We start from the raw sequence: 17,689 nt of genomic DNA on the forward strand, positions 1-17,689 counted from the left end.
TCATTTGTATGAAGTATTTTCTTATGTGGAAGGTTTGGATCGCCATGATTAATTCTAATGTTTTGGGGTATACCTAAACTAAGAATTATTATGTGAGGGGGATACATGCGCTATGAGTAAAACACACCAGGAACGGATTGAACTACATGAATTTAATAACCTTACGAAAACATTAAGCTTTAATATGTACGATATATGCTTCACGAAAACGAAAGAAGAACGGGAAGCATACATAGAGTACATCGATGAACAATATAATGCAGACAGACTAACAGAAATATTAAATAACGTAGCCGAAATCATAGGTGCACACGTTTTAAATATAGCCAAGCAAGATTATGTTCCCCAAGGAGCTAGTGTAACAATTTTAGTATCAGAAGGTCCTGTTGTAGAAGTTCCTACAGATTCGATGGAGGAAACACCGGGTCCATTGCCTGACAATGTTGTTACCCAATTAGATAAAAGCCATATCACTGTTCATACCTACCCAGAGTATCATCCTTATGAAGGTATAAGTACCTTTAGAGCGGATATAGATGTATCTACTTGTGGGGAAATATCGCCGTTAAAAGCGTTAAATTATTTAATTCACTCTTTTGATACAGATATTATGACAATGGATTATCGGGTAAGAGGATTTACACGGGATAAAAATGGCAAAAAACTTTTTATCGATCATGACATTAACTCTATTCAAAACTACATTACCGATGATGTTCGAAATCAATATCAAATGATAGATGTAAATGTATTTCAAGAGCATATATTCCACACAAAATGTAAGCTAAGAAACTTTGATTTAAACAATTATCTTTTTGGCTATACAAAGGCCAAACTTTCAACAGAAGAACAAAAAGAAATTACCGAAAAAGTACAAACAGAAATGGATGAAATTTTTTATGGTAAAAATTTTGATTCATGATTCTAATGGTAGGTGAATAGTTAACAGGTTTGGATTCTTTGCATCAAATAGTTCTAAGCTGTAATTTTTCGGATTAAGCTTTATTCCTTGTTTCTTCAGCTTTTCCATCATGTGAAAATATGTTTGATCTGTGTCTTCTCTTTCTTCACTACCAAAATGATTGTACACAACATATTCACGGGTAGGTAATGAGATAGTGACCATATTTTCAGGAACAGGAAAAGGTTTTGTTACTTCTACTCCTGCAATATAATGATAAATGTGACTTCGGCTAAGAGAAACACCTATATAAGATTCTTTATGTAACAGGTTTTTAATTTCTGTTTTTCTTTTATGGAGTTCCTTCCATAAAAATGGTTTAAAGGATTTCGACATATAGAATGCTGTAAAAGGAGCCTTAAATTCTAGACCTATCACATGTGTTGTAGGTTTTATTACCTTATTTACCGAAACAGCCTTTTTGCCTAAAAAAGGCTGTTTTGTTTTTGTTTGAAGGAGGCTATAACCGCCGTTTTTGCCCATATTTGAATATAAAGGGACACCATATCCACTCAATTCGTGTAAATATCTAAGCATGGTTCGATAGGATACATCAAATTCTAAAGCAAGTTCTTCGACTGTAAAGTTTTGTTTTTCATAAACCCTTACCATTAGTTCTATTAGGCGCTGAGATTTAGTCATATTTTTTACTCCCTTTAATTTAAAACCTGACAGTTATTGTCATAGTTTTATAATAGAATAAATGTATGATATTGGAAAGGAGTTAAAAAGTATGTCAGTCGAACAAAAAAATGAAGCAGTTGTAGTGAACAAGGAAGCTTTTAAAGCTGTGGGTTTAAAATGGGAAGGGACTTTCGAGGAAGCCGGAGCAGGTGAAATTCGAAAGGTTCATGCTCAAATGCAAGAAAGACTTAACGAGATTCAGCATGTCGTTAATCCAGAAACCTTATTAGGATTATCCTATCATGCAAGACCAGATGGAAAAGGTTTTACGCATTACGCTGTAGTGGAAGTAGAGAAAATAGAGGAAGTTCCCACAAATATGGTAAGCCTTTCTGTACCGACACTTAGCTATGCCAAATGTGGGCATAAAAAAGGTCAGGACATCAGTCAATCTTATAATAATATTTATGCGTGGATTGCTAGCCAAGGTTATAAGGAAAATAATGTTGACCATTTAACACATTTTGAAAAATATCCAATGAAGCAAGATCCTTATACAGAGGAGCCCGAGTTTGAAATTTTGATTCCTGTGAAGTAATAAAGGAAAAACCTTGAGGTAATGTGTTTCTTACCTCAAGGTTTTTATTGCTAGTTATTGAACAACTAATTGTGCAGTCATTTCTGCGTGGCCTTCACCACAAGGTACGTTACAGATGATTGTATATTCTCCAGCTTCTAGTGTTGCTGTTGCCGTTCCTTCACCATCTATCTTCACATCAGTGCCATTAATTGTAATGCCGTGGAATCCTTCTTCGTTTATAAGTTCAAACGTAACTTCCCCTGCAGGCACAGTGTATGTGTCTTCTGCAAAGTCCCAGTTTGTTGCTACAAGTTCTACAGTTGAAGAAGTTCCTTCACCACCACTTGCATCATCACTTCCGCTAGTAGCGTTATCGTCACCACCACATGCTGCTAAGGCTAAAAGCAAAAGGGTAAATAAAGAAGTTAACATTAATTTTTTCATGAGTAAATCCTCCTCTTTCTTATTGAAAGTTTGATTTTCCTTACAACTTAATCATAGTAGGTTTACTATTTGTGCAGTATGATTTAAGTCACACATTTTGCTCTGTCATAAAAAGTTCACAAATATTCTTATTCAAACTCTGAGTGATCAAAAAAGATTAATTGGAGCAAATAAATAATTAAAATAGCAGCTGTTGCTAACGATCCCCAGCCAAGTGTTTTTTGTTCAATCATTAAATAGTTATTACAGATTTGCTCATCAACAGCGACGTAAATCCAACCAAGGATGACAAAGGTTAATATAAAATATACAAAAGTAATATCTTTACCAATTGAATGTAGCTTCTTCCAACTATCTCTTAGTGGAATACCTGCTAAAAATGGAAGACTAAAAAATTTAAAAGCTTCTACAAAGGGAATAGTTAAAGCCTCATCCATTGCTCTAGGTAGCATCCAATAGCTAACGATGATGATAAATAGAAGAATTCCCGGTATTCCGTTTTGGTTCCATTTTTCAAAAAACTTCGGACACTTTTGTAGAAAGTATGGCGCCATTAAAAAACCTGAAATGATCAATAATGGCATCTGCATATGCATGTGTACGATCATGATGGATTCTAAAAGCGACGAGACGGGAGGGAGTATCATGAATAAATACAAGATTAGTCCATATTTTGCTTGTTTCATAGACTACCCCTCCTTCTCATAGTTTACATAGGTCATAACCGTATCAGTCGCTTCATTAATCTGTGTATAGTCCATTACTTCAACGAGCTTTCCGTTTCGATCAACTAAATAAAAGGCAGAGTTATGCTGGAAGTTTCCGTATCCATCAGGTATAACGACTACTCCGAATCTATCTAATAGTTGTTGTAACTCTAGTTCGTTTTCAACTCTTGCCATTCTCCATGTTTCTCCGTCACTACCAAAGTAGGAACGATATTTTTCTAACGTTTCCGGCCCATCATTAGTAGGATCAAAACTAATACTTAAAAAGAGTATGTCTTTACCAATATGCGGACTAGGGATTTTGTCATAAACTTTTGCCATATTCATTTCTAATTGAGGACATACTGTACCACAGTTTGTATACATGAATGTTATAAAAACGTATTTGCCCTCTGCAAATTCTTGTAACGTATATGTTCTCTTTTTACTATCCTCGAGTGTTACGGATGGAAAGTCAGGTTTACTTTTCATTAGTTCATATGTTCTTGCACTTTCTGCAGTGTAAGCTTTAAAGCCATCTGTACCGATATAGAATAGAAAGAAACCAAAGATGAAAACAATTAATACAGAAAGTCTGTTTCGTGTTTTTCCACTCAAATCGATCACTTCCTTTTCATTTGAATGCCTGCCACCTGTCGATTTTTCGACAAGTGACAGGCACTAATTTAGAAGGTTACCAAGTACGAATTGGTGGTGATCCAGGAGGTGCATGCATTATCATATCAACGATAGGAATTACGTAAGCCATTGCTACTACTAATAACAACATGACACTCCAAAGCCCCCAGCGCTCTGTCCAAAGTGGTGCAGCTGGTGCTCCATCTTCAGGCTCGGCAACAGGATATTCTGTGTGTCCTTTTGGTGCAAAGAACATCATATTAAATACTGCGTAAACTTGAATAATAACACCGATTAATAAAAGTGTTGCTCCGATAGCAAACATGTACTCATAAGGTATCCAGCTTAAAGCTGTTGGATGATCGCTATACGTTGTGTAAGAAGTTCTTCTTGGGTCCCCAAGTAAGCCGGCTATATGCATTGAACCTGCCATTATAATCATACCTAATGTCCATATAAGGGTTTGAATAACACCAATTTTGTTCATTTTAGGTGTTAGCTGTCGTTTAGCTAAATGTGGAATTAACCAGTAACAAATACCGAAGAATGTCATAACAACAGACATGCCGACTGTTACGTGGAAGTGTCCTACTACCCACATTGTGTTATGAACTACTTGGTTTAATTGGTTACTTGTGTTAACGATACCGCCTGCTCCACCAGGGATAAATGCGAGCATCGCAATCATTGGGGCTAAAAAGCGTACATCTCCCCAAGGTAGTTTTTTCACCCATCCTAGTAAACCTTTACCACCAAGTTTTCTACCAGTTTTCTCAAATACAGCGAACATTGCGAAAGCTGTCATAAGAGAAGGTACTGCAATAGATAAACTCATGAATACGTGTAAGAATTTAATTGGAACGGAAATGGCTGGATCAATAATTTGATGGTGGAACCCACCTGGAATGTTCAAGATAACAAGTAAGATAACAACAAGTCTGATTAGTTTTTCGTTAAAGTGACGACCACCGATAATTTTTGGTACAATCACATACCATGCTGAAACCGCAACTAAGTACCAAATGTTAACTAATGTGTGTCCAAACCACCAGAATAAGGTTCTAGCGACCATGACATTCGTTGTTTCTACTAATCCCATAGCCCAAGGTATGAGAGTTAATACTTCTGTTGCCACACCAATACTTGCAAAGAACCAAAGAACGAATACACCCATTGCGAAGAATGCTAGAATTGGAGTTGTTTGACCTGGATGATTTTTTCTCCAGTGACGATAGTTAATAAAAACACCGAAACAACAAAACCAAATACCGACAACGACTAACACTAAGCCAATATAAAATAGTGGATGTGCTGCAAGCGGTGGGTAAAATGTGTACAGTACAGATGCTTCATTTAATATAATCATCGTAGCAGCCATTGCTGTGCCAATGACCATTAATACGAAACCAATCCACGCTAATTTACGAACTTTAGGTAGAAGCCCTCCGAACGAGTGAGAAAGGTTTGCGTATTGATAACCAATCGTAAATGTAGCCGAGAAAACAACGAGTAATAACAACCCGTGTGCAGTTAATACTTGGTAGTACGTTAACCAAGAAGGTAAAGATATAATTCCTGACCGCTCTAAACCTTGAAGTAATCCTAAAACCCCACCAATAAGTAAAGAAACGAAAGCTACTGTAAAATAAGATAATGACAATTTAGCATCGGCAGGATTTACACCTAACAATTTTTTTGATGTTTCTTTAATGTTTAACTTTTTTGCATGTTCCATCATTTCCCCTCCTTACTTCACCGTAATTGTTGTAGCCATCACTTGGTGCCCGATTCCGCAATATTCATTACATAGAACTAAATACTCACCAGGCTCATCAAATGTATGCGAAATTTTTTGAATATGACCTGGCATGACCATAGCGTTTATATTTGTTCCTGCAACCTGAAACCCGTGTGTTACATCCTTGGAAGTTAAGGTGAAATGCACTTCTGCCCCAACTGGTATCTCTATTTTATTTGGGGTGAAACCAAATGTTTGCATTGTCATTACCACTTCATATTCGTTTTCACCAATCTCGAATACTCCCGGATTATCAAATGGTTCTGTTTGATCTACCTTTTGAGGATCGATTGTTTCCATATGACTTGGAGGTCCCATTTCTAATGCAAATGCTTGATATCCAACGATAAACATGAAAATAATTAAAATTCCGCAACTCACGGTTAACCAAATTTCTTCTAATCGATGCATGATATTCGCCTCCTTATACTCTCACCATAAAAATCCAAAAAACTGCCACCCACATCACGACAATGACTGCTGCAACCATTCCAACTGAAAACATGGTTCCTTTCATGGTATCCTCGTTTTCATGTTTGATTTTTTCATTTTTATTAGTTTGCATGCCCACCCCTCCTCCATTTCGTTTGTTCTCCTTCATGATAAAAGGGAAGGATTTTTTACGGAGTGAACTAAATCACATGTTCCAGAAATTCCGGTATAAATAACTGAAAGCGCTTGCCGAAAAAAGGGCATAAAAAAAGAGTGAACCCTTTAATATTAATGGGTTTACTCTTTTTCGTGATATGGTATGGCATTCACAAAAATGTCATAAAGTTAAAGTGATATTTATTGATTAACATGATAATTAGTTAAAAACTGTTTAATTTGTTCTTTTGCATCCTCTATTGTTCTTGATTTGAAAAAGATATTTTCTGGATGTTCATAAAGACTTACGGAATGTGAATACCTAGGATCGTAGTAATATTCAAGTAGTAATCGAATAGCATCACGATAATTTTCCGCTAAAAGGTTTTCCTCAATTTCAAAAGCAACTGGTGTATGAATACGTCTTTTAATATGCTGAAAAGCTTCTATACATTCTTTTTTATGATTCCAAGGCTCATACTCTTCTATAACATTTCGTATGCGTTCTTCCAATGGTAGATGAAGAAAAACATGGATTCCGTTCTCTTTTTTCTTACTTAAAAAGTTTGGTAGGGTAACTTTTCCTATACGTTTGCTCTCCCCCTCAATTAATAGATAAGGAGAGTCTTTATATTGGAGTAGTTGATCTAATAAAAGGGAGTCAAAGGTTTTTTGATTATTTGGTTTCAATCCAATTTGTCCAAAAATAGATCCTCTATGGTTTGCTATATTTTCTAAATCAATAACTGGATAACCTTCCTTTTTTAGGCTCCTTAGTATAGACGTTTTGCCAGTTCCAGAGTATCCATTTAAAACAATAGTAATCGGTCTGACTTCCAATTTATTTAATGTCCGAACAACCCAGTCCCTATAGGATCTAATTCCTCCTTCAAGTCGATAAACAGGTAATCCCATTAAATCAACCATCGTTGCAGCGGTTTTACTTCTCATTCCACCCCGCCAACAGTATAGTACCTTTTCTCCTGGTAAACTAGCTACACTTTTCATAAAACTAGGAAGTTTAGCGGAGAAAATTTCTAATCCTCTTTCTTTTGCAGCTTGAGGACTTTTCTTTTTATATAAAGTGCCTACTTCCGCCCGTTCTTTATCATTAAATACGGGGATGTTTATACTATTAGGAAAATGAAAATCACTGTACTCAGATGGAGATCTTACATCGATAACACTAAAATTGCTCCCATTTATTATAGAAACTAATTTATCTATTTCCATATCATGAAACAAGGTAATTCCTCCTCATAGCGTACAGAACATAGTAGTTTTTAATACTTTCTTTTGTACGTATATTGTAAATGAAAAACAAATTTTGGGAAGCTAATTCTGTAATTAACTTTTTACAAGATTGTTACTTTTTCCTTAAACTACGACATAACTATAGTTTTGAATGTTGGTGAGTGCTATACGGCCGCTTCGGCAGAATACTTCGCTTTCCGCGGTCACGGCCTCAGCCTCCTCGCAGAATACCGCCGCTGCGGGGTCTTCAGACACGTGCTGTCCCGCAGGAGTCTTCGTATTCTGCCTACGCTGATGGTGATTTTCTGATTAAAGAATAGTTATTACCAATAAAGACAATACACGAGAATTTGTAAACTCCTAGGTGCAAAAATCATTGGTATTATGGCATATCGATTTTTGTACAAAATTCCACACCACCAACTAACTAGTACTTGAATTGAAATAAGTAAAAAGAGCATATTTTTAGCGTAGTGTATTTCCGTAGCGGCTGGCATTCACACACATTAAGTTGGGTCGCATTTTCCATCGACTCTGCACAAATATTTACCATTTTTACGGAGTGGGCCTTAAATAATACCAAAATTTCCTATATTATATTGACTAACTGGTCAATGTAGGGGTAAAATGAAATTGACTAACTGGTCAATGATGTTTTTACTCGATAAGAGGGGTGAAAGGAATGGCTATTGTAGAGGTAAATAAGTTAACAAAGTTATATAAGGGAAATGTAGGGATTAAAAATGTTTCGTTTGATGTGAATGAAGGGGAGACATTTGGTTTCATAGGGCCAAATGGTGCTGGAAAAAGTACAACAATAAGAACACTCTTCAATTTCATTTACCCGACAAGTGGAAGTGCTAAAATATTTGGCAAAGATATAGTGACAGAATCTAAAGAAATACGAAAGCATATTGGTTATTTACCTTCAGAAGTTCATTATTATGAAAATATGAAAGTAGAAGAATTACTGTCGTATTCAATGAAGTTTTATAAAGTAAACAATACAAAACGCATGATAGAGTTAGCCGAAAGATTAGATTTAGATTTAAAAAGAAAAATAGAAGATTTGTCTTTTGGGAATAGAAAAAAAGTGGGTATTGTGCAAGCTCTTATCCATGAACCAAAACTGTTAATTATGGATGAACCAACAGGTGGATTAGATCCACTTATGCAAAATGAATTTTATGAAATACTGGCAGAGGAAAAGGCAAAGGGTACAACGATTTTCTTCTCCTCCCACATTCTCTCGGAAGTACAGCAAACTTGTGATCGAGTGGCTATTATTAAAGATGGAGAAATTGTAGCGGTAGAGACAATTGAAAACCTCATTAAAAATAGTGTTAAAACAGTTACGCTTACATTAAAAGAACCTGAAAATATTTCCTTGGAAATAGAAGGTGTTTTAAAAGAAGAGGTCCACGGCCAAAGGCTGAGCGTTCTCTATCAAGGGAATATGAAGCATTTATTAAATGAACTTAATAGAGTTGATTTTGATGATATTTTAATTGAAGAACCTTCATTAGAGGACGTATTTCTACATTATTATGAAAAAGATGGAGGCCTAGAGTCATGATTATTTTTAAAAGAGAATGGAAAACTAATCTAAAATCTTTACTCATTTGGAGTGCATCTGTTACTGCAGTCATTCTTTTGTTATTGTTAATCTATCCGCAAATGGCTGAGCAACAGCAGGACATTTCAGAGTTATTAAAAGCTTATCCGGAAGGGTTACAGCAAGTATTTGGTATGGATCAGTTAGATATGTCAACATTACTTGGCTTTTATGGAATTGAAGTTTTTATGATGCTTACGTTATTAGGTAGTATTTACGCATCTATTTTTGCTTCTAACATCTTATCAAAGGAAGAAAATGATCATACGGCAGAGTTTTTACTAGCTAAACCTGTAACAAGAAGACAAATCGTTACAGAAAAGCTTTTAGCTGTTTTATGCAATGTCGTTATACTCAATATAGTAGCTACTGTTTCAAGTTTAATTGGTTTTCAGTTTGCAAGTAGTAAAATGCCAATGGATACGTTTTGGATTTTCGTAGTAGGTGCGCTACTTCTTCATCTGACTTTTGCGGCTATATCATTTTTCTTATCAAGCTTTATTAGAAAGAGCAGAAAAATCCTTTCCGTATCATTAGCCATTGTTATTTTATCGTACTTTTTAAGTATTGCAGTCGGATTATCCGATAGTTTAGAGGCGCTAAAGTTTTTTACTCCTTTTGAATATGTAAAAGCTACAGAAATAGCAACAACGAATCAATTAGATCCGCTCTATTTATTGTTAATGGGGTTAATAATGGTAGTGTCCATATCCTTAGCCTATTTCATTTATCATAAAAAAGATATGGCGGTTTAATCGTATAGAGGTGAGGAAGTTTGAGCAGAGCTTTTGAAAAACTAGCAGAAGAAAAACAACAGGTTATTCTAAAAGTTTGCATAGAAGAGTTTGCAAAAAATGGTTATGAAAAAACAACTACTGAAATGATTACGAAGCGCGCTGGGATATCAAAAGGGCTTATTTTTCATTATTTTGGAAGCAAGAAGAATTTATTTTTGTATATTGTAAAGTACGTATATGAACTTCTAGCAGACGCAAATGAAAAAGAATTTCTTGAGGGAAGTAGTTCTACAGAATTTTTTGAAAGGGTTAAAGATTTATTTATTATAAAATCTAAGCTTTCTTCCCAATATTTTTATGAAAATCAATTCATACTCAATACGTTCTTTCATCCCCCGGTAGCACTAAAGGAAGAAATTAACAAATTATATACAGAACATTTAAAAACGTATAAAAGTATTGATGCATTGCAGAAGGTATTCAAAAAAGAATTAATTAATGAGGAAAGATTACGAGAAGGAATTACACCAAACCGTGTATTACGGATGACAATGTTCATTGTAGAACAGCTTACCAACAAATTTATATTAACGTTGACCAAACAAGAGAAAATTGAATTTCATGTGAAGGATTTAGAGCCTATCATTACAGAATTAGAAGACTATTTAGAAATAGTAAAGCTTGGTGTATATAAATAGGAGGGCCCTTTAGTAAAAGCAACTGGGCCTTCCTAGCCCTCTATTTCTAGCTTCTCAAAAAAATCACTTCCAACCATCAGGCCGTTTTCCCATTTGTAATTCTCTTATACTAAGACCAAAATCCATTTGCAGGTGGGGATAGTCTTTAAAATTTTTCCAATCTCCTCCCCATTCAAAACCTAACTCCTTCGCTATAGCTACGACTTCCAACCAATCTGATTGTCCATTTTGATTTCCGTCATATTCCATATCCCAAATAACACTTCCATCTTCTAATTTGATGGCAAAGTCTATGGCGAGGCCATAGTTATGGTAGGAAGTGCCACCTTTTGCATACGTCACAATATTCCCTTCTGCGGTTCTTCCTCTATCATATAATTTATCTTGTTCTTCTACTGTTCGAAAATCATGAGTAATTAAAATGTTTATCCCAATATTTTTTGCTTGTTCAACTAGCTTGTCTGTTTTTTCCTCTACGATAGGGTGAAGTGAGGTCGGCAGTGGCGTGTTTTTTAATTCTTGTACATGTTTTATATAAAGAAGTAATCCAATACAAATGATTATGACTACCAGTAACAGTCCTCGTTTTTTTCTTTTTTTCATTGAAATTTTCCCCTTTGGTCTTCAAAACATTGATTCTTCCATCACTTTATTTTATTGTAAGTATGGATAGAAATAAAGATATATAGTAAAGGAGTTTTATGATGGGAAAAGTTCTTGTTTTCGGACATAAGAATCCAGATACGGATACGATTTGTTCAGCAATTGCATATGCAGAATTAAAATCTAAACTAGGAATGGAAGTAGAACCTGTTCGATTAGGTGAAGTAAATGGTGAAACACAATATGCATTAAACCATTTCAATGTAGAGCAACCACGTTTAGTGGAGACAGTTTCAAATGAAGTAGAAAACGTTATTTTGGTTGACCATAATGAACGACAACAAAGTGTTAGCGATATAGACTCCGTTCGTGTATTAGAGGTTATTGACCACCACCGAATAGCTAATTTTGAAACAAGTGATCCTTTATACTATCGTGCAGAGCCAGTAGGTTGTACAGCTACAATACTTAATAAACTTTACAAAGAAAATAACGTAACAATTAAAAAGGAAATAGCAGGACTAATGCTTTCCGCTATTATTTCTGACTCCCTGTTATTTAAATCACCAACTTGTACCGAAGAAGATGTAAATGCAGCTCGTGAACTGGCTGAAATTGCTGGAGTTGATCCAGAAAAATATGGCCTTGAAATGTTGAAAGCTGGAGCTGATGTTAGTGATAAGACAGTAGCACAGCTAATTTCTCTTGACGCTAAAGAGTTTACTATGGGAGCTCATAAGGTAGAAGTTGCTCAAGTAAACGTAGTAGATGCTGATGAATTATTTGCTCGTCAAGCTGAATTAGAAGAAGCGATCAATGGTGTTGTAAATGAAAAAGATCTCGGTTTATTCTTGTTTGTTGTGACAAATATCTTAACAAATGATTCGATTGCTCTAGCAGTCGGTAACGAAACAGCAGCAGTGGAAAAAGCCTTTGATGTAACACTTTCTAACAATAAAGCAACATTAAAAGGTGTTGTTTCGCGTAAGAAACAAATCGTTCCGGTCTTAACAGCTGCATTTGAATAAGATTTATTTTATAAACACCTCTAACATGCTTTGGATTCGTTAGAGGTGTTTTTGTTTTGTTAATTAGCTCTACTATTATATACTAGACCGAAATATGGACGTGAACTATTTGGAGGATATGAAGGATGGATAATCCGAAACAACACATAAAACTATACTTATTAATGCTATTAGTTCCTATGTTTTGGGGTGCAGCTTTTGGGGCAGCCAAACATGTTTTAACAGAAATTCCTCCTATTTTAGCAGCTACTATACGCTTTGGTTTAGCAGGATTCATTCTATTAGTTATTGTGTTAGTGAGGAAACAGTGGAAATTTAATGTTTTGAGAAGGCGCTGGTTAGGGTTACTTCTCATGTCTATTACAGGGATATTTGGTTATAACGCTTTATTTTTTACAGCATTAAACTATACCTCGGCTATTAATGGTTCCTTAATTATGGCAACTTCACCAGTTTTTATTACGATTGGTGCTGTGCTTCTTTTTCAAGAGGATTGGAATAGAAGGGTTGGAATAGGCCTAGTATTATCATTCGTGGGTGTTTTAGTTGTTATTTTAAAAGGCTCTTTTCATACGTTGGTCACATTATCCTTCAATATTGGTGACTTGATGTTTCTTGGTGGATTATTATGTTGGGTCGCTCACGGTCTATTGGGGAAAGTGGTTATGAAAGGTGTATCGCCTCTTTTTACGACAACGATTACAACACTTACAGGTACTTTTTTTCTTTTCATCTGGTCCATTTTTGAGGGTGGTTGGAGTGAAGTAGTGAACATGTCCATGCAGTCCTGGGGAGAAATGACGTTTATGGTTATCTTCTCAACAGTTATTGCCTTCTTACTTTGGAACACAGGCATACATCAAATTGGCGCAAGCAAGGCTGGAATTTACATGAATTTAGTGCCTATTAATGCTACATGGATTGCTCTCGTTTTTTATGATTCTTCTATAACATGGCAGCAAATAATCGGAATGTGTATGGTTATTGTTGGTGTATATTTTACAACAGTGATGAACAAGAAACGAAAAACAAACTTAGAGGATGTGGAATGGAAGCAAAAGGCTATATAGAAAGGATTGATGTAATGTTTTGGACAATAATTGGATTAATTTTGTTGTTTTGGTTTGTAGGGCTCATTCTAGATATTATCGGAAAGCTTATACATATTCTTCTTTTGGTTGCTATTGTTATATTAGTCTTTCGAATAGGAAGATGGATCTCGCGCAAGTAAATCTTTGCGGAGTCCATCTTTTTTTGTGTCAAAAAGTAAAGGGCCATCTAGACCTTAAGTCTTACTTGAAAATATATCTATAGCTCATTATACAAAGCCTTCTTTCTAGATAAGATAGAGACAAGTTAAAGAAAGGAGTTAATAAGTGATGAAACAGTTTATTTTATTTGTTCTTGGTTTAATTGCTTTGTTCGTGCTTATTGGTAGTATTGGACCAATGATTTTGCTTGGCGTTAGCATTTGGTTACTTTATGTAATTTTTAAACAATTTGTCAAAGCAGATTCAAGTACTAAAAAGATAGGGTGGGTAATTTTAGGTTTAATCGTACTAGCCATAACGCTTTCTAATGTTTTTGCAGTAATTGGATTGTTTGCTGCTTACGGACTGTACTTAATCCTCAAGGAATATAAAAAGGAAAAATGGAGTCGGACGGACAAGCCCTCTGAAAAAGATCCCTTTATAAACTTTGAAAAACAATGGGCAGAATTACACAAATAAAAAAGGAGAGATTTATAATGACAAACTTATTTAAAAGAATTAAGGAAACTATTTCTGCAGATCTGCACCAATTAATTGACGAGAAGGAAGAGAAAAACCCAGTTGCGAAGTTAAACCAATACATTCGTGAGAGTGAAAAGGAAACAGAAAAGGTGCGAGTGTTAATTGAGCGTCAATATCGCTTGAAAGAGGAATTCACTAGAGAACACTATCAAGCACAAGAAATGGCGGACAAGCGTAAACATCAAATGGAAATTGCGGAAAAAGTAGGAGAAGAAACAATGTTCCAATTTGCAAACAATGAATATGCAGAGTATCAGGGGCGCGCAGACCGTATGAAGGATTTGCGAAATGAAGTAACAAAACAATTAGAAAACCTAGAGCATAAATACGAGGAAATGAAGCATCGTTTAAAGGATATGAATTTAAAAAGAATGGAATTAATGGGCCGTGAAAACGTGGTACGTGCTCAGCATCAAATGAATAAAGTAATTGAAAACTCAGTGGACAAGCCATATTCACGTTTTAATGAAATCGACCAATATATTAAAAACTTAGAGCACAAAGTAAACAGTGCTTATTATCGTAATACATTTGATAGCAAAATGGCCGAATTAGAAAGAAAAATGAAAGAAGAAGAAAAAGCTACAGCGAATTAATTGAAATATGATATGCTAGAAAAAATAAGGCTTACTGTCGAAAAATGGTAAGCCTATGTTTTCTTTCACGTAACAGACAAACACAGTTTGACTAATAAGAAGGATGGCGGCTAATATGTTTCAGCGGTTATCAACAGACACATTTAATCTCATTATATTAATAGCATTTGCGCTCTTTGCTATCGAAGTAATCTTCTTTAATGGATGGCTTATTTTTTCATTCCTATTTACTTCATTAATTATGTATATCGGGTGGAAAAATTTTAGCGATAGTTGGGGGAAAATTCTATTTTTAATAGGGGCTATTGTTTTATTTTTCACCATTTTAAATATGATGGCAGTCCGCTTTTTGTTAGTCGTCCTCATTTTTCTATTTTTTAGACACTATCAACGGATGAAAAATCACCCGGATACTTATTCCCCTCATTTCGTAAAACCTGATTCTGATGACGAGCAAGAACCGTTAATTCAAATAAAACCTTTGTTTGATCAGCGTATGTTCGGTGATCAAACAACTCCTAATACTGCCTATGAATGGAGAGACATCAATATCCATGGGGGTTTTGGTGATCGTATTCTTGATTTAGGAAACACTGTACTTCCAGATCAATCCGTTGTATCCATTCGACATTTCATTGGCAATATTATTATTTATGTTCCCTATGAAGTAGAGGTAAGTGTCCATCATAGCTCTATTTTTGGTAGAGCATACATCTTAGGTGAACAGGATCTAAAACTTTTTAATCAGTCTATCGCCTACCGAACAGAAGGCTATGAAACAAATTATCCTAGAGTGAAGATGGTCACCTCCATATTATCTGGAGATATTGAGGTGAGACGCATATGATCAAACATATTTTTGTTGGATTACTTTTGGCGTTTGTGTTAGGCATTATACTCTCTATTGTAACTTTTATTGTTTTTCCTCTAGATAATTGGTCACTTCTTTTGGAAAAGGAATTGCTTGATATTCCCTACTTGGTTGTTGTATTGATGATGATAGGAGTTATTGGATTAGTAGGTGGAGTTGTGTATGGAGTCAGCATAAAAAAGAGACAACGTTTGATTTGGCATGGACTAGATGCGCTAATTAAAGGACAGAAACTTACCCTTCAAGGAGAAATAGAAACTTATAAGGATTTAATTCCCATCCAAAAACAAGTACAGCAATTAGATGAAAAATTTAAGCATCAGGCACAGCTTTTCCAACGGTTGGCGACAGACAGGGCCACTGAAAGGGAGAAAAGCTTACAAGAAGTAGTGATCCAGGAAAGGAATCGCCTAGCAAGAGAATTACATGATTCTGTTAGCCAACAGCTTTTTGCAGCATCTATGATGATGTCAGCAATAAATGAGGGAGAACGCCCTAAGGATCCTACTATTAATAAACAACTACAAATGGTTGAAAAAATGATTCATCAATCCCAACTTGAAATGCGGGCATTATTACTACACTTAAGACCAGTAGCGTTAAAAGGTAAGTCACTTCAAGAAGGTATCAAAGAGCTTCTATCAGAGTTGACCCAAAAGGTTCCGATGGAAATTGAATCTAAAATCGAACAATTCAACGTTGATAAAGGGATAGAGGACCAGTTGTTCCGCATTTTACAGGAATCCGTATCTAATACGTTAAGGCATGCAAAAGCTAACTCTTTACATGTAATGTTAATTGTTCGAGATGAAATGATTATTTTACGTATTGTTGATGATGGAATTGGTTTTAATGTAGAAGAAGCAAAAACGAGCTCTTATGGATTACAAAACATGAATGAACGTGCCGAAGAAGTAGGTGGCTCTTTAAAAGTTGTTAGTTTAAAAAATCAAGGAACCCGATTAGAAGTGAAGGTTCCACTAGTAAAAAAGGAGCTAGGAAATGATGATTAAAGTATTATTTGCTGATGATCATGAAATGGTACGTATAGGTGTATCAGCCTATTTATCTTCCCAACATGATATTGACGTTGTTGCTGAAGCTGACGATGGTGGTCAAGCAGTTAAGCTAGCCCTAGAGCTAAAACCAGACATTATTTTAATGGACTTAGTGATGAAAGAAATGGATGGAATAGAGGCTACAAAGCAAATATTACAATCATGGCCCGAAGCAAAAATAATTATCGTGACTAGTTTTCTTGATGATGAAAAGGTTTATCCAGCCTTAGAGGCAGGAGCTACTAGCTACATGCTGAAAACTTCTAAAGCGAATGAAATAGCAGATGCAATACGTGCAACCTATCAAGGACAATCAATTTTAGAGCCAGAAGTGACAGGTAAAATCATGTCCAAAATGCGTCAAAAGCCTGTAGAGGCTCTTCATGAACAATTAACAGAAAGAGAAAAGGAAATATTATTTCTTATTGCAGAAGGGAAGACAAATCAAGAAATAGCCGATCAACTCTTTATTGCTTTAAAGACAGTGAAGGTTCATGTAAGTAATATTTTAGGGAAATTACAAGTGCAGGATCGTACACAGGCAGTTATATATGCATTTAAAAATGAATTAGTTTAACTATTAAAACTGTTTGAAAGATAGCCATATAAAAATAAGCAATCCATCTGTTTAAAGAAGGATTGCTTATTTTTATTGAATTTTAAATAAGGACTTTAAATAATTACCCAGAGTCTTTTCATGTCTATCTTTTTCTGTTTTGTCTGTTTCTTTAAGAAAAATATTTTCCTTATCTACAGCCTCATCCATGATGAGAATTAATCCTAAGTCAGTCTTAGCATCCTTATTTGTAACGGTTGTATAATTGATTTTATGTTTTTGAGCAAGTTTTTTATATTCTTTAAAATAAGCCAAACGCATATTCCCATTTAATAAAAGATGAACAGAAGGATGTTTTTTCATCGCGTTTTCAACTTCTGCCATTCCAGCCTTTTTTAGCACTTGTCTTTTTTTCAAAGCGAGAACAGTCCGCTCTCTTAATGACCCTAAAAACCGCCTTCGTTCATCAGGTTTTGTTTCCCTTGCTCCGTACATTCCTTCCTGTAAATATTCATCGATGTCCTTTTTCATATCCTCAC

General features: G+C 35.2%; 23 protein-coding genes. 13 read left to right on the plus strand and 10 right to left on the minus strand.

What is annotated here, in order from left to right; genetic code table 11:
• Positions 1–112 precede the first annotated feature (112 nt).
• Positions 113–922, plus strand: a complete 810-nt coding sequence (speD, locus tag HNQ94_RS12355) for an adenosylmethionine decarboxylase (protein ID WP_174496843.1) — start codon at positions 113–115, stop codon at positions 920–922.
• Here speD and HNQ94_RS12360 read toward each other — a convergent pair.
• Positions 917–1,603, minus strand: coding sequence for a GyrI-like domain-containing protein (locus tag HNQ94_RS12360; protein ID WP_174496842.1), 687 nt, complete (start codon positions 1,601–1,603; stop codon positions 917–919). The two genes, speD and HNQ94_RS12360, sit on opposite strands and share 6 nt — an antisense overlap.
• Before the next feature lie 91 nt (positions 1,604–1,694).
• Between HNQ94_RS12360 and HNQ94_RS12365 the strand changes: the two genes are divergently transcribed.
• A complete protein-coding gene (locus HNQ94_RS12365; RefSeq protein ID WP_174496841.1) occupies positions 1,695–2,183 on the plus strand; it encodes a GyrI-like domain-containing protein in 489 nt (162 codons plus the stop codon).
• Between the two features lie 54 nt (positions 2,184–2,237).
• On the opposite strand, the gene HNQ94_RS12370 is transcribed toward HNQ94_RS12365, so the two are convergent.
• From HNQ94_RS12370 to mnmH, 7 genes are all read right to left on the minus strand, one after another.
• A complete protein-coding gene (locus tag HNQ94_RS12370) occupies positions 2,238–2,609 on the minus strand; it encodes a cupredoxin domain-containing protein (protein ID WP_174496840.1) in 372 nt (123 codons plus the stop codon).
• A 128-nt stretch (positions 2,610–2,737) separates the two neighbouring features.
• Positions 2,738–3,295 (minus strand): hypothetical protein, encoded by a 558-nt coding sequence (locus tag HNQ94_RS12375; RefSeq protein ID WP_174496839.1) that lies wholly within the window; start codon positions 3,293–3,295, stop codon positions 2,738–2,740.
• A gap of 3 nt (positions 3,296–3,298) precedes the next feature.
• Positions 3,299–3,934 carry an SCO family protein gene (locus HNQ94_RS12380; RefSeq protein ID WP_174496838.1) on the minus strand — a complete coding sequence of 212 codons (636 nt, stop codon included), beginning with the start codon at positions 3,932–3,934 and terminating at the stop codon, positions 3,299–3,301.
• Positions 3,935–4,010: 76 nt separating this feature from the next.
• Complete coding sequence (locus HNQ94_RS12385) at positions 4,011–5,690, minus strand: cbb3-type cytochrome c oxidase subunit I (protein WP_174496837.1); 1,680 nt, start codon at positions 5,688–5,690, stop codon at positions 4,011–4,013.
• Between the two features lie 12 nt (positions 5,691–5,702).
• The gene (locus HNQ94_RS12390) at positions 5,703–6,164 is read right to left on the minus strand and encodes a cytochrome c oxidase subunit II (RefSeq protein ID WP_174496836.1); all 462 of its coding nucleotides are present in this window, start codon (positions 6,162–6,164) and stop codon (positions 5,703–5,705) included.
• A 13-nt stretch (positions 6,165–6,177) separates the two neighbouring features.
• Positions 6,178–6,318: a cytochrome c oxidase subunit 2A gene (locus HNQ94_RS12395; protein WP_174496835.1), complete on the minus strand. Its 141-nt coding sequence runs from the start codon at positions 6,316–6,318 to the stop codon at positions 6,178–6,180.
• 224 nt (positions 6,319–6,542) lie between these two features.
• Positions 6,543–7,586, minus strand: coding sequence for a tRNA 2-selenouridine(34) synthase MnmH (gene mnmH, locus HNQ94_RS12400; RefSeq protein ID WP_174496834.1), 1,044 nt, complete (start codon positions 7,584–7,586; stop codon positions 6,543–6,545).
• A gap of 691 nt (positions 7,587–8,277) precedes the next feature.
• Between mnmH and HNQ94_RS12405 the strand changes: the two genes are divergently transcribed.
• The 3 genes from HNQ94_RS12405 to HNQ94_RS12415 are packed head-to-tail and all read left to right on the plus strand — an operon-like array spanning position 8,278 to position 10,645.
• Positions 8,278–9,171, plus strand: coding sequence for an ABC transporter ATP-binding protein (locus tag HNQ94_RS12405; protein WP_174496833.1), 894 nt, complete (start codon positions 8,278–8,280; stop codon positions 9,169–9,171).
• Positions 9,168–9,965, plus strand: coding sequence for a DUF2705 family protein (locus HNQ94_RS12410; RefSeq protein WP_221452562.1), 798 nt, complete (start codon positions 9,168–9,170; stop codon positions 9,963–9,965). Before HNQ94_RS12405 ends, HNQ94_RS12410 begins: the two co-directional genes overlap by 4 nt.
• A 20-nt stretch (positions 9,966–9,985) precedes the next feature.
• A complete protein-coding gene (locus tag HNQ94_RS12415) occupies positions 9,986–10,645 on the plus strand; it encodes a TetR/AcrR family transcriptional regulator (protein ID WP_174496832.1) in 660 nt (219 codons plus the stop codon).
• A gap of 63 nt (positions 10,646–10,708) precedes the next feature.
• Here HNQ94_RS12415 and HNQ94_RS12420 read toward each other — a convergent pair whose 3' ends face one another.
• Positions 10,709–11,248: a M15 family metallopeptidase gene (locus HNQ94_RS12420; RefSeq protein WP_174496831.1), complete on the minus strand. Its 540-nt coding sequence runs from the start codon at positions 11,246–11,248 to the stop codon at positions 10,709–10,711.
• Between the two features lie 101 nt (positions 11,249–11,349).
• On the opposite strand from HNQ94_RS12420, the gene HNQ94_RS12425 reads away from it, so the two are divergent.
• From HNQ94_RS12425 to HNQ94_RS12455, 8 genes are all read left to right on the plus strand, one after another.
• On the plus strand, positions 11,350–12,276 hold the full coding sequence (locus tag HNQ94_RS12425) for a manganese-dependent inorganic pyrophosphatase (protein ID WP_174496830.1): 927 nt from the start codon (positions 11,350–11,352) through the stop codon (positions 12,274–12,276).
• Between the two features lie 125 nt (positions 12,277–12,401).
• Positions 12,402–13,346, plus strand: a complete 945-nt coding sequence (locus HNQ94_RS12430; RefSeq protein ID WP_174496829.1) for a DMT family transporter — start codon at positions 12,402–12,404, stop codon at positions 13,344–13,346.
• 14 nt (positions 13,347–13,360) lie between these two features.
• A complete protein-coding gene (locus HNQ94_RS19470; protein WP_174496901.1) occupies positions 13,361–13,507 on the plus strand; it encodes a lmo0937 family membrane protein in 147 nt (48 codons plus the stop codon).
• A gap of 148 nt (positions 13,508–13,655) precedes the next feature.
• The gene (locus HNQ94_RS12435; protein WP_174496828.1) at positions 13,656–14,006 is read left to right on the plus strand and encodes a lmo0954 family membrane protein; all 351 of its coding nucleotides are present in this window, start codon (positions 13,656–13,658) and stop codon (positions 14,004–14,006) included.
• Positions 14,007–14,023: 17 nt separating this feature from the next.
• Positions 14,024–14,665 carry a PspA/IM30 family protein gene (locus HNQ94_RS12440; protein ID WP_174496827.1) on the plus strand — a complete coding sequence of 214 codons (642 nt, stop codon included), beginning with the start codon at positions 14,024–14,026 and terminating at the stop codon, positions 14,663–14,665.
• Between the two features lie 115 nt (positions 14,666–14,780).
• Positions 14,781–15,512: a cell wall-active antibiotics response protein LiaF gene (liaF, locus tag HNQ94_RS12445; protein ID WP_174496826.1), complete on the plus strand. Its 732-nt coding sequence runs from the start codon at positions 14,781–14,783 to the stop codon at positions 15,510–15,512.
• On the plus strand, positions 15,509–16,549 hold the full coding sequence (locus tag HNQ94_RS12450) for a sensor histidine kinase (RefSeq protein ID WP_174496825.1): 1,041 nt from the start codon (positions 15,509–15,511) through the stop codon (positions 16,547–16,549). The genes liaF and HNQ94_RS12450 overlap by 4 nt, the downstream gene beginning before the upstream one ends.
• Positions 16,542–17,171 carry a response regulator transcription factor gene (locus HNQ94_RS12455; RefSeq protein WP_174496900.1) on the plus strand — a complete coding sequence of 210 codons (630 nt, stop codon included), beginning with the start codon at positions 16,542–16,544 and terminating at the stop codon, positions 17,169–17,171. The genes HNQ94_RS12450 and HNQ94_RS12455 overlap by 8 nt, the downstream gene beginning before the upstream one ends.
• 72 nt (positions 17,172–17,243) lie before the next feature.
• On the opposite strand, the gene HNQ94_RS12460 is transcribed toward HNQ94_RS12455, so the two are convergent.
• Positions 17,244–17,681 carry a YueI family protein gene (locus tag HNQ94_RS12460; RefSeq protein ID WP_174496824.1) on the minus strand — a complete coding sequence of 146 codons (438 nt, stop codon included), beginning with the start codon at positions 17,679–17,681 and terminating at the stop codon, positions 17,244–17,246.
• Positions 17,682–17,689 lie beyond the last annotated feature (8 nt).

The sequence above is a fragment of the Salirhabdus euzebyi genome (assembly GCF_014207435.1).
Classification (GTDB): Bacteria; Bacillota; Bacilli; order Bacillales; family Alkalibacillaceae; genus Salirhabdus; species Salirhabdus euzebyi.

Coding starts and splice junctions, on each gene's coding strand:
- speD (WP_174496843.1), top strand. CDS start 113: ATGAGTAAAACACACCAGGAACGGATTGAACTACATGAATTTAATAAC.
- HNQ94_RS12365 (WP_174496841.1), top strand. CDS start 1,695: ATGTCAGTCGAACAAAAAAATGAAGCAGTTGTAGTGAACAAGGAAGCT.
- HNQ94_RS12410 (WP_221452562.1), top strand. CDS start 9,168: ATGATTATTTTTAAAAGAGAATGGAAAACTAATCTAAAATCTTTACTC.
- HNQ94_RS12375 (WP_174496839.1), bottom strand. CDS start 3,295: ATGAAACAAGCAAAATATGGACTAATCTTGTATTTATTCATGATACTC.
- HNQ94_RS12455 (WP_174496900.1), top strand. CDS start 16,542: ATGATTAAAGTATTATTTGCTGATGATCATGAAATGGTACGTATAGGT.
- HNQ94_RS12385 (WP_174496837.1), bottom strand. CDS start 5,690: ATGGAACATGCAAAAAAGTTAAACATTAAAGAAACATCAAAAAAATTG.
- liaF (WP_174496826.1), top strand. CDS start 14,781: ATGTTTCAGCGGTTATCAACAGACACATTTAATCTCATTATATTAATA.
- HNQ94_RS12390 (WP_174496836.1), bottom strand. CDS start 6,164: ATGCATCGATTAGAAGAAATTTGGTTAACCGTGAGTTGCGGAATTTTA.
- HNQ94_RS12405 (WP_174496833.1), top strand. CDS start 8,278: ATGGCTATTGTAGAGGTAAATAAGTTAACAAAGTTATATAAGGGAAAT.
- HNQ94_RS12425 (WP_174496830.1), top strand. CDS start 11,350: ATGGGAAAAGTTCTTGTTTTCGGACATAAGAATCCAGATACGGATACG.
- HNQ94_RS12430 (WP_174496829.1), top strand. CDS start 12,402: ATGGATAATCCGAAACAACACATAAAACTATACTTATTAATGCTATTA.
- HNQ94_RS12395 (WP_174496835.1), bottom strand. CDS start 6,318: ATGCAAACTAATAAAAATGAAAAAATCAAACATGAAAACGAGGATACC.
- HNQ94_RS12370 (WP_174496840.1), bottom strand. CDS start 2,609: ATGAAAAAATTAATGTTAACTTCTTTATTTACCCTTTTGCTTTTAGCC.
- HNQ94_RS12435 (WP_174496828.1), top strand. CDS start 13,656: ATGAAACAGTTTATTTTATTTGTTCTTGGTTTAATTGCTTTGTTCGTG.
- HNQ94_RS12440 (WP_174496827.1), top strand. CDS start 14,024: ATGACAAACTTATTTAAAAGAATTAAGGAAACTATTTCTGCAGATCTG.
- HNQ94_RS12450 (WP_174496825.1), top strand. CDS start 15,509: ATGATCAAACATATTTTTGTTGGATTACTTTTGGCGTTTGTGTTAGGC.
- HNQ94_RS12420 (WP_174496831.1), bottom strand. CDS start 11,248: ATGAAAAAAAGAAAAAAACGAGGACTGTTACTGGTAGTCATAATCATT.
- HNQ94_RS12460 (WP_174496824.1), bottom strand. CDS start 17,681: ATGAAAAAGGACATCGATGAATATTTACAGGAAGGAATGTACGGAGCA.
- HNQ94_RS19470 (WP_174496901.1), top strand. CDS start 13,361: ATGTTTTGGACAATAATTGGATTAATTTTGTTGTTTTGGTTTGTAGGG.
- HNQ94_RS12360 (WP_174496842.1), bottom strand. CDS start 1,603: ATGACTAAATCTCAGCGCCTAATAGAACTAATGGTAAGGGTTTATGAA.